The organism is Streptomyces sp. NPDC007991 (assembly GCF_042958445.1).
GTDB lineage: Bacteria > Actinomycetota > Actinomycetes > Streptomycetales > Streptomycetaceae > Streptomyces.
In genome coordinates, this window is sequence record NZ_JBIBJD010000006.1 from 629632 (window position 1) to 640280 (window position 10649).

The 10649-nt window shown below is 68.8% G+C and carries 10 protein-coding genes and 1 rRNA gene; all 11 read right to left on the reverse strand.

Annotated elements, in window-relative coordinates; translation table 11 throughout:
* Positions 1-16 precede the first annotated feature (16 nt).
* Positions 17-1423 carry a DNA polymerase IV gene (locus tag ACFZDA_RS20530; protein WP_391083197.1) on the reverse strand — a complete coding sequence of 469 codons (1407 nt, stop codon included), beginning with the start codon at positions 1421-1423 and terminating at the stop codon, positions 17-19.
* 133 nt (positions 1424-1556) lie between these two features.
* On the reverse strand, positions 1557-2240 hold the full coding sequence (locus tag ACFZDA_RS20535) for a MerR family transcriptional regulator (protein ID WP_391083201.1): 684 nt from the start codon (positions 2238-2240) through the stop codon (positions 1557-1559).
* 318 nt (positions 2241-2558) lie between these two features.
* Positions 2559-3032 (reverse strand): bifunctional nuclease family protein, encoded by a 474-nt coding sequence (locus ACFZDA_RS20540; protein WP_003988851.1) that lies wholly within the window; start codon positions 3030-3032, stop codon positions 2559-2561.
* Positions 3033-3116: 84 nt separating this feature from the next.
* Entirely contained in the window at positions 3117-3851 is a 735-nt protein-coding gene (locus ACFZDA_RS20545; protein WP_391083204.1) for a MerR family transcriptional regulator, read from the reverse strand.
* 50 nt (positions 3852-3901) lie between these two features.
* On the reverse strand, positions 3902-4855 hold the full coding sequence (locus ACFZDA_RS20550; RefSeq protein WP_391083207.1) for an FHA domain-containing protein: 954 nt from the start codon (positions 4853-4855) through the stop codon (positions 3902-3904).
* Between the two features lie 61 nt (positions 4856-4916).
* Positions 4917-5879 carry a DUF881 domain-containing protein gene (locus ACFZDA_RS20555; RefSeq protein ID WP_391083210.1) on the reverse strand — a complete coding sequence of 321 codons (963 nt, stop codon included), beginning with the start codon at positions 5877-5879 and terminating at the stop codon, positions 4917-4919.
* Between the two features lie 5 nt (positions 5880-5884).
* On the reverse strand, positions 5885-6217 hold the full coding sequence (locus ACFZDA_RS20560) for a small basic family protein (protein WP_003988855.1): 333 nt from the start codon (positions 6215-6217) through the stop codon (positions 5885-5887).
* Positions 6214-7128 carry a DUF881 domain-containing protein gene (locus tag ACFZDA_RS20565; RefSeq protein ID WP_391083214.1) on the reverse strand — a complete coding sequence of 305 codons (915 nt, stop codon included), beginning with the start codon at positions 7126-7128 and terminating at the stop codon, positions 6214-6216. The genes ACFZDA_RS20560 and ACFZDA_RS20565 overlap by 4 nt, the downstream gene beginning before the upstream one ends.
* 97 nt (positions 7129-7225) lie before the next feature.
* Positions 7226-9721, reverse strand: coding sequence for a sugar phosphate nucleotidyltransferase (locus ACFZDA_RS20570; RefSeq protein WP_391083217.1), 2496 nt, complete (start codon positions 9719-9721; stop codon positions 7226-7228).
* A gap of 115 nt (positions 9722-9836) precedes the next feature.
* Entirely contained in the window at positions 9837-10445 is a 609-nt protein-coding gene (locus ACFZDA_RS20575) for a CDP-alcohol phosphatidyltransferase family protein (RefSeq protein WP_391083220.1), read from the reverse strand.
* A 109-nt stretch (positions 10446-10554) separates the two neighbouring features.
* A 5S ribosomal RNA gene (rrf, locus tag ACFZDA_RS20580) occupies positions 10555-10649 on the reverse strand; the annotation flags it as partial.

Below are 10649 nucleotides of genomic sequence, written 5' to 3' on the forward strand. Positions count from 1 at the left end.
AGCCCCCACCGGCCGTCTAGGGAGCAGCGGATCGCAGCCCCACGGCCCCGGCCCCGCCCTCCGGCCCACCGTGACTCCCCTCTGAACTCGATAACACCAGCGGCAGCGGATCCGCCGGCTCCAGGTCCGGATCGTCGCCCCGGAACGTCCGCACCCGCCCGGGCTCCGAGCCGGGCGTCTCGAACCGCACGGTCACCCGCCCCAGACCGCTGCCCTGCACCCAGCCGTGCCCGAACACGGCGTGCCGTACGTCGTGCCCGGCGGGCCACCGCCGCTCGGCGAGCGCCGGCCGCTCCTCGGCCGGCGTCACGGCGTCCTCCTCAAGGGGCCCCTCCGCCTCCGTCCGCTCCCCCGCCGCCTGCGCGAAGAGATCCTCCTGCGTGTAGTCGGCGAGCCCGCTGACGCCCACTCCGAGCAGCCGCACACCGCCCGTGGTGTCGACCGAGTCGAGCAGCCGGGCCGCCGCCTCGCGGATCACCCCGGGATCGTCCGTCGGTCCGCGCAGCGTCTCGGACCGGGTGAGCGTCGAGAAGTCGTACCGCCGCACCTTCAGCACGATGGTCCGCCCCGACAGCCCGGCCCCGCGCAGCCGCCGCACGCACCGGTCGGCCAGCCGCTGCACCTCCAGACCGACCCGCACCCGGTCATGGATGTCCACGTCATAGGTGTCCTCGACCGACACCGACTTCGTCTCCCGCTCCGCCACGACAGGCCGGTCGTCCCGGGCCAGCGCCATGGCGTAGAGCCCGTGCCCGTGCGACTTTCCCAGCAGCCGGACCAGCTCGTCCTCGCCTGCCTCGACGATCTCCTCGATCGTGGTGATCCCGGCCCGCCGCAGGTGGTCGCCCGTCGCCGGCCCGACCCCCGGCAGTGTCCGCACCGACATCGGTCCGAGCATCGCCCGCTCGGTCCCCGGCTCGATCACCACCAGCCCGTCCGGCTTGGCCTGCTCCGAGGCGATCTTCGCGAGCATCTTGGAGGCGGCGAGTCCGACCGACCCCGTGAGCCCGGTGACGGCCCGTATGTCCGCGCGCAGCCGCGCCCCGACCAGCCGCGCCGACTGTTCGTCCCAGGCCGCTCCCCCGGCCTCCAGGTCGACGAACGCCTCGTCCAGGCTCAGCGGCTCCACCAGCGGCGACAAGGCCCGCAGCAGCTCCATCACCCGCTCGCTGATCGCCTTGTAGAACCCGAAGCGCGGCACAAGGTACGCGGCGTTGGGCGCGAGCCGCCGGGCCTGCCCCATCGGCATCGCCGAATGCACACCGAAGACCCTGGCCTCGTACGACGCCGTGGCCACGACGCCCCGCGGTCCGAGCCCGCCCACGACGACGGCCTTCCCGCGCAGACTCGGCTTGGACGCCTGCTCCACCGAGGCGAAGAAGGCATCCATGTCGAGATGCAGGATCGTGGGCGCGGTTCTCACATCTCCGATGCTGCCCTACGCCACTGACAACGCCTCGGACAACCGCCCTGACACCCCCGGCAGAAACCGCTTGCCGCCCGGCGCGGAAACGTCCCGCCTGGAATGATCTGGGAGCACCGCAGCGCCGTACGGCTCAGACGGCCCGGTTCCGACGCCGCGCCAGCTCGTCCGCCGGGTTGGGCCCGACCAGGGTCTCGCCGGTGTCGATCCGCTCCCCGTGCAGCTGGGACAGCGCGCTCTCGACATCCCGCCACACCACGCCCACGGCGATCCCGAAGACGCCCTGGCCCCCTTGGAGCAGCGCGTGGACCTCGTCGGGCGAGGTGCATTCGTAGACCGTCGCCCCGTCACTCATCAGCGTCATCCGCTCCAGATCGCGGAAACCGCGTTCTCTGAGGTGCTGCACGGCCGTGCGGATGTTCTGGAGCGACACCCCGGTGTCGAGGAACCGCTTGACGATCTTCAGGACGACGACGTCCCGGAAGCTGTACAGCCGCTGCGTCCCCGACCCGTAGGCGGGGCGCACACTCGGCTCGACGAGGCCGGTGCGGGCCCAGTAGTCCAGCTGCCGGTAGGTGATACCGGCGGCCGCGCAGGCCGTGGGGCCGCGATAGCCGATCTGCTCGGACGCCATGGACGTCGTCCCTCCGCTGCTCGGCACAGCCGTCGGTCGCTGCGGAACGTGATCGGCCACGCCACCGGGCTGGGGACACGCCCCGCTCGGGCGGAGCCGTGAGCCCGGGGGAGGGTACGGACCGCTCGCCCTGAGACTGCGCTCGGGGCCACCCCCAGCCGTACCGTCGCCGCTGCTTCTCACGCCGACCTCCGTCCTTGACCTGCCTTCTCGACGGTAGGCAGTCACCCGGGGTGCGTCAACGATCGCCACACTCGCCACGCCGAGTGATAATCACCCTAAGAGTGGTTTCCCGTGCCCCACCGCGGGGAAAGGCTAGCCGAATGCCCTCGGCGCGGGCCGCGTGACGCTCTCCCCCGCCTCCGGCACATGCGGGCATTTCACCCGTCACACATACGGCGGGCGACCCTGCCGCGGACCACACCGCCCGCCGAGCCGCCCCACACATGCCTCACTGCCCTCTGATACTCCCCGCCATCGGCTCTTACCGGAATCCGGAGCTCACTGGCTGCTGCTGCCGAAGTCCTCCGGGGAGATCTGGTCGAGGAACTCGCGGAACTTCTCCACCTCGTCCTCCTGCTCGTCCGGGATCGCGATACCGGCGTCGTCGAGCACCGTGTCACTGCCGTAGATCGGCGTTCCGGTGCGCAGGGCCAGCGCTATGGCGTCGGACGGGCGGGCGCTCACCTCGACGCCGCTGGCGAAGACCAGCTCCGCGTAGAAGACGCCCTCACGCAGGTCCGTGATGCGCACTTCCGTCAGCTCCTGGCCGACGGCCTCCAGCACGTCCTTGAACAGGTCGTGGGTCAGCGGTCGTGCCGGAGCCATGCCCTGCTGGGCGAAGGCGATCGCCGTCGCCTCCCCCGGTCCGATCCAGATAGGGAGGTAACGGTCGCCTCCCACTTCACGCAGCAGCACGATCGGTTGGTTGGAGGGCATTTCCACCCGGACACCTACGACATCGAGCTCGTTCACACAGCAACCCTAGGCCGTGCTCGGGATGTTTGGGTAGTCGGGCCGGGAACGGGCGCCTGTTCCGGTCGCCCACGACCGGCCGCCTCAGGGCAGCCGCACACCCAGCGCCGTCTGCACCAGAGCGGCGTGCAGCTTCACCGTGAGCCCCGCCAGCTCCTTGGCACGGGCCTCCGCATGAGCCCTGGTCTGCGGATTCCGGTGCCGCTTCAGCGGGGCCACCACCTGGTCCACGAGCCCGGCCTCGCGGTCGGCGGCGGCCTTCATCACCCGCAGGTGCCGCGGCTCGATCCCGAACCGCCCCAGCTCGGCGATCAGCGAGGCCACCGTGGCCGCCTCCGCGTCGTACACCCCGTCCTCCAGAGGCGTGACGAGCCCGTAGGACTCCCACTCCCCGAGCTCCTCCTCGCCGACGCCGGCGGCGGCCAGCAGCTCCTCACGCCCGATCCTGGCCGCCGTGGGCACCTCGGGGGACTCGGGCACGCTCTCGCCGTCACGCTGACGGCCCAGCGCCGGCAGCTGGACGGCCTCACCGCGCTCCATGGCGTCCAGATGCTCGCGGATCACCTTCAGGGGCAGATAGTGGTCCCGCTGCATCCTCAGCACATGGCCGAGGCGCTCGACGTCATGGGCGCTGAACTTGCGATACCCCGACGGGGTCCGCTGGGGCTCGATGAGCCCCTCCGCCTCCAGGAAACGGATCTTGGAGATGGTGACCTCGGGGAACTCGTCGCGCAGCACGTTCAGCACCGTGCCGATGCTCATCAGCCTGTCCGTGGCGGCGGCGCCGTGCCCGGCACCGCCGCTCGGTGTTTGAAGCATGGACCTTCCCTGACGGACGGACCTTCGCAGGGGTTCCCCGGACGGACCGGTCAGTAGCCCCGCTGGCTGGCGTAGAAGACCAGCCGGTACTTGCCGATCTGCACCTCGTCGCCGTTGTTCAGGGCGACCTGGTCGATCCGCTCGCGGTTCACGTACGTGCCGTTCAGGCTGCCCACGTCGGCCACCGTGAACGAGCCGTCCTGCCCCCGGCGGAACTCCACATGGCGCCGGGAGACCGTCACGTCGTCCAGGAAGATGTCGCTCTGCGGATGACGCCCGGCCGTGGTCAGATCGCCGTCCAGCAGGAAACGGCTGCCCGAGTTCGGCCCGCGGCGCACGACCAGGAGCGCGGAACCCAGTGGCAGCGCGTCGACCGCCGCCTGCGCCTCGGGGGACAGGGTCGGCATCGGCGTCTGGCCGGTGGTCTCGCTGTCGTAGGCCTCGAGACCGGAGATGGAGATCGTGGAGGTCGTCTCGGACGGACGCTCCGCCGCCGCACCCGCCCGCAGCGGCGCGCCGCAGTTGGAGCAGAAGCGGCTGTTCTCCGCGTTGCGGTTACCGCACCTCGTACACACCAGGGCCGACATCGGATCCTCCTGCCGCGGCTGCCCACCGGGGGCATTGGACGCATACGGGCCGGAAATCTCTCCACCCGCACCTGAGGTTGACGGTTGCCCGAAACCTATGCCGCCGGGCTGCGCAGGGTCAACCGACGGCGCGCCCTGACCTCCGGAAACGTCACCACCCGGGCCACCGACCTGGTCCCGGAACAGCGGCCGCTGGCCCTCCGCGTCAGGCTGTGCGCGATGGCGAGCGGTCGCGTTGTCGCTGCTCTCTCGCGCGCTCTTGCCGAACAACTTCGCAAACAACTTCACGGGCGATTCCCCTTGACCGAAACAGACCCGCCCGTGGGGCAGGACGAACCCTGACTGAACACTCTGGCCGACCCGGACATCCTGACAACGTCCGTCTGCACCAGACAGTTTCCACCACGCACCACCCATTCGGTGCGCCGACCCCCCGCAACCTCATGCCCTCGCCCGACCTCGCCCATGCACCCCCGGTTCACTGGGAGGACGACCGAGCGTAGTCAGGCCGCTTCGCCGCCCGCAAGGCGTCCACGACGATCTTGGTCGACCGCTCGATGGTGACCGTGGCGTGTTCCTTCTCGAGAGTCTGCACCACGCCTCCGGGGATGTTGAGCGCCGGCTCGAGATCCTGCGGCTTGCCGATGACCTTGAAACGATAGGGCGCGTTGATCTTGTTCCCGTCGACGCTCACGCCCTTGCCGGAATCGGTCAGATACGTGCCCGCGACAACCCGCACGCCGTTCACCTGGATCGCCTCGGCACCGGCCGCGCGCAGCTCCTGGACCGCGTCGAGCAGCATGTCCGCCTCGACCGTCCTCTTGGTGTCCTCGATGGTCATCGTGATGCCGGGCCCCTGCGCGGCCACCGTGCCGGCCAGGATGCCGAGTTGCCTCTCCTTCTCGACGGTCTGCCTCCGGGCTTCCTCGGCCTGGTCCGAGCTGTTCTCCAGCTCGTCGCGCTGCTTCTCCAGGCCCTGCTTCTCGTCCTCAAGACGCTGCGTACGGTCGTCCAGTTCATCGAGAATGCGGACAAGATCTTCCTGACGCGCACCGCGCAGCGCGCTGTCACTGTCGCTGTGCGAGGCCACCTGCACGGCCAGCCCGAAACCGAGGCCGAACAGCAGCAGCGCGACGATGAGTTGGGCCCGTGAGACCCGCGGCGGCCACAGCCCCTGCAGCAGCCGCTGCCGACCGGTCAGCCGCGGCTCGGCCCCGGCACCGGGCCCGGGCGCGGGAGCCGCCTGAGGTTCGGACTCCCCGTCCGGTTCCGGTTCCGGTTGCGGTTCTGGTTCTGGGGCCTCCTGAGCGCCCGGCGAAGGCGCGGACACCTCCCGGGGCAGCTCCTTGCGCAGCCGGTTCCGGGACGCGCCGTTCCCGCCGCGCTGGTCCGCCCGCGTGCCGCCGTTCTCCTCGGGGCGCTTGTCGTCATGCTCGCTCATCGGCTTCACGCCCGGAACACGTGCCGACGGATCGCCGCGGCGTTGGAGAAGATCCGGATACCGAGGACGACCACCACACCGGTGGACAGCTGGGCACCCACGCCCAGCTTGTCCCCCAGGAACACGATCAACGCGGCCACCACCACGTTCGACAGGAACGACACCACGAAGACCTTGTCGTCGAAGATGCCGTCGAGCATGGCCCGCAGACCGCCGAAGACGGCGTCGAGCGCCGCCACGACAGCGATCGGCAGATAAGGCTCGACCACCGCCGGAACCTCAGGCCGGACCAACAGGCCGGCCACGACTCCCACGACGAGGCCCAGTACGGCGATCACGATGTGCCCTTCTCGCTCTTCTCAGTGCTCGGCTGTGCTGTACGTACGATCACACTCGGCGCGGCGGGCAGCCGGAGGTCGTCCTCCGCGGAGATGCCTGTCCTGACGCCGTAACTCTCCTGGAGCGCGTTCAGATACAGCCCGTCCGCGCTGTTCTGGAACCGAGTGCTCAGCCGCTGCCCATCCCCCACCGCGAGCACCGTGTACGGCGGCACCAGCGGCTTGTTGTCGACCAGTATCGCGTCCCCCGCGGCCCTGATCGCGGACAGGGCCGTCAGCCGCTGCCCGTTGATCGAGATCGCCTCGGCGCCCGACTCCCACAGACCATTGACCACGCGCTGCATGTCCCGGTCGCGCACACGGCCCGTGTCCGAGAACCCGGTGGTCTCGCGCGGGTCCGCGCCACCGCCCGAGCCGGCCTCCTTGGCGTCGTTGACCACGAGCTTCACACCAGGTCCGTGCACCGCTGTGGCGCCCGACATTATGCCCACGATCTCGGACTCGGCACTGCCACCGCTGTGCTTCAGCGCCTCCCGCTGGCGCGCGCTCACGTCCTCACGCAGCCGGTCGACAGAGCCCTCCAGCTTGTCCGCCGCCTCGGTCTCCCGGTCGATCCGGTCGACCAGCTCCTCCCGTTCCTTGGCGACGACCGGAGCGGCGACGCGCGCCTGGGCCGCCCCCACGGTCACGACGAGGGCCGCGAGCACCAGGCCGGCAGCGAGTCCCAGCTTCGCCCTGAGCGTCCTCGGCATGCCACCGTCGCCCGCGGCCGTCTTCCGCGCGGCGGCCTCGGCGTATCCGTCGTCAAGGCTGTGGTCCATGACGTTGGTGATCAACGACATGGACGCGTCCGGGCGCCGGGGCCGCGTCGGTGTGCTCCGAATGGGGGGTTGCTGCGGCATGCCGCACATCGTCGCACGTCGCGGCCACTACCTCCGAAACGGCCCCGCGGCGAGCCGGACAGGCCCCGTTGGGGACACTTGTCCGGCACGCACGCGTGCAGCCCGCTTACCGGCCGGCGCTGTCCACGACCGCCGACCACTCGTCGAGCAGGGCCTGCGCGGAGGCATCGTCCGGCCCCTCGGCCCACAGGTGGGTCACGGCCTCGGCCGGGTCGGGCAACACCATCACCCAACGACCGTCCGTCTCCACCACCCGCACACCGTCCGTGGTGTCCACGAACCGGTCTCCGGCCGCCTCGACGACCCGCCGCATCACAAGCCCCTTGACGGCCCACGGAGTCGCCAGATCCCGCTTCAGGACGTGCGCACGCGGGATCCTCGCGTCGATCTGGCTGAGCGTGAGCTGCGTCCGCGCCACGAGCCCGATGAGCCGTACGAAAGCCGCGGTGGCGTCGTACACGCTGCTGAACTCGGGGACGATGAACCCGCCCTTGCCGTCGCCGCCGAAGATCGTCCCCTCCTCACCACCCACGCGCGTGAGGTCGTCGGGAGACGTGGTCGTCCACTCGACCTGTGTCCCGTGGTACGCCGCCACCTGCTCGGCGATCCTGGTCGTGGTCACCGGAAGCGCGACCCGGCCGCTGCGCCGCTCGGCGGCGATGAGGTCCAGCATCACGAGCAGCGACCGGTCGTCCTCGATGATGCGGCCCTTCTCGTCGACGAGGGACAGCCGCTCACCGACGGGATCGAACCGCACCCCGAACGCGGCCCCCGAGGACGCCACGATCTCCCCGAGACGCACCATCCCCGACCGCCGAATGTCGGCCGTCTCCGTCGGCCTGGACTCGTCGAGACCGGGATTGATCGTCAGCGAGTCGACGCCGAGCTTCCCCAGCAGACTCGGCAGGACGAGTCCCGCACTACCGTTGGAGGCGTCCACGACCACCTTCAGGCCGGAGTCCGCGATCCCGGTGGTGTCGACGTTCCGCAGCAGCGACCCGGTGTACGAGTCGAAGACACTCGCCGGGAAGTACAGGTCACCGATCTCCCCGGGGAACGCACGCCGGTACTCCTGCCGCGCGAACACCCGGTCCAGCTTCCGCTGGCTGCCCTGCGACAGGTCGGCGCCCTGCCCGTCGAAGAACATGATGTCGACGGAATCCTGCACCCCGGGTGTCGTGCGGATCATGATCCCGCCCGCACTGCCACGCGCCGTCTGCTGACGGGCCACGGGCAGCGGCACGTTCTCCAGGTCCCGTACGTCGATGGCGCTGGCCTGCAGCGCGGAGATCACCGCTCGCTTCAGCGCGCGAGCACCACGCGAGTGGTCGCGGGCCGTGGTGACGGTCGAGCCCTTCTTCAGGGTCGTCGCATAGGCGCCGGCAAGCCGTACCGCCAGCTCCGGCGTGATCTCCACGTTCAGGATTCCGGACACACCCCGGGCGCCGAAGAGGTGCGCCTGTCCCCTGGATTCCCAGATGACGGAGGTGTTGACGAAGGCACCGGCTTCGATGGTCTTGAACGGATAGACCCTCACATTGCCCTGCACGATCGATTCTTCACCGATCAGGCACTCATCACCGATGACGGCGCCGTCCTCGATCCGCGCCGCGCGCATGATGTCGGTGTTCTTTCCGACCACGCAGCCGCGCAGATTGCTGTGGGGCCCCACGTAGACGTTGTCGTGAACGACGGCCTTGTGCAGAAAAGCACCGCTCTTGACGACCACGTTGGAGCCCACGACGGTGTGCTCACGGATTTCGGCGCCTGCTTCGACCTTGGCGTAGTCCCCGATGTAAAGCGGCCCGCGGAGCACGGCGTCGGGATGGACCTCGGCGCCTTCGGCGACCCACACCCCTGGCGAGATCTCGAACCCGTCGACGTCGACGTCGACCTTGCCCTCCAGGACGTCGGCCTGGGCCTTCACGTAGCTCTCGTGCGTGCCGACGTCCTCCCAGTACCCCTCGGCGACGTAGCCGTAGATGGGCTTGCCTTCCTTCATCAACTGCGGGAAGACATCGCCGGACCAGTCGACGGGCACATCGGGCTCGACGTAGTCGAAGACCTCGGGCTCCATCACATAGATGCCGGTGTTCACGGTGTCGGAGAAGACCTGGCCCCAGGTGGGCTTCTCGAGGAAGCGCTCCACCTTGCCTTCCTCGTCGACGATGGTGATACCGAATTCCAGCGGATTGGGCACACGCGTCAGACAGACCGTGACCAGCGCGCCCTTCTCCTTGTGGAAATTGATGAGATCGGTGAGATCGAAATCCGTCAGCGCATCGCCCGAGATGACAAGGAAGGCATCGTCCTTCAACGCCTCTTCGGCGTTCTTGACGCTTCCGGCGGTACCGAGTGGCTTCTCCTCATTGGCATAGGTGAGCTCCATACCGAGCTCTTCGCCGTCACCGAAGTAGTTCTTGACGAGCGAGGCCAGGAACTGGACAGTTACGACTGTTTCATTGAGCCCATGCCTTTTGAGCAGCCGCAGCACATGCTCCATGATCGGGCGGTTGGCCACGGGCAGGAGCGGCTTGGGCATGCTTGAGGTCATGGGGCGAAGGCGCGTGCCTTCGCCTCCGGCCATCACGACGGCCTTCATGTCGGAAGCGTCCTCCTCGAAGAGACGACGGTCTAGCCGACTTCCCCCGCAAGGATTGTCCCGCACTTTTCCACCACGGGCCATCGCACCGCTTCTGTGGGAGCAATCCGCGAGTTCAATCGGGCATGGCGTCCGCACGGACCAGGCGGCGGACTTGGACCACGTAGAGGACTCCTGCCCACCAGTACAGCGTTGTACCCCATCCGGCGAACGCCCATCCGAAAATAGCAGCCAGTGACGAGATCCAACCACTTCCGTCACTGAGCAGGAGCAGCGGGAAGGCATACATCAAGTTGAAGGTGGCGGCCTTGCCCAGGAAGTTCACCTGGGGCGGCGGATAGCCGTGCCGGCGGAGGATACCCACCATCACCAGGAGAACCAGCTCCCGCGCCAGAAGTACAGTCGTCAACCAGAGGGGCAGAATCTCGCGCCAGGTGAGGCCGACGAGAGTCGAAAGAATGTAGAGCCGGTCGGCCGCGGGATCGAGGAGCCGGCCAAGGCTGCTGATCTGGTTCCAGCGCCGCGCGAGCTTGCCGTCCAGGTAGTCACTGATGCCGCTCAGAGCCAGTACCAGGAGGGCCCAGCCGTCACTCTTGGGCCCACCGAACTCAGGCCGCAGAATCAGCCACAGGAAGAGCGGCACGCCGACGAGGCGCGCCATGCTGAGGATGTTCGGGATGGTGAGCACACGGTCCGTCTGGACGCGAGTCTCCTGAACCTCCACCCGGGGGCCTCCTGTGGGAAACGTACCAACGATGCTCCCTGACCTTACCTCAACGCAAAAAAGCTCTGGCCCTCGGGCTGAGTGCCCAAGAGCCAGAGCTCTAAAAAAAGTTCGGCGGCGTCCTACTCTCCCACAGGGTCCCCCCTGCAGTACCATCGGCGCTGTAAGGCTTAGCTTCCGGGTTCGGAATGTAACCGGGCGTTT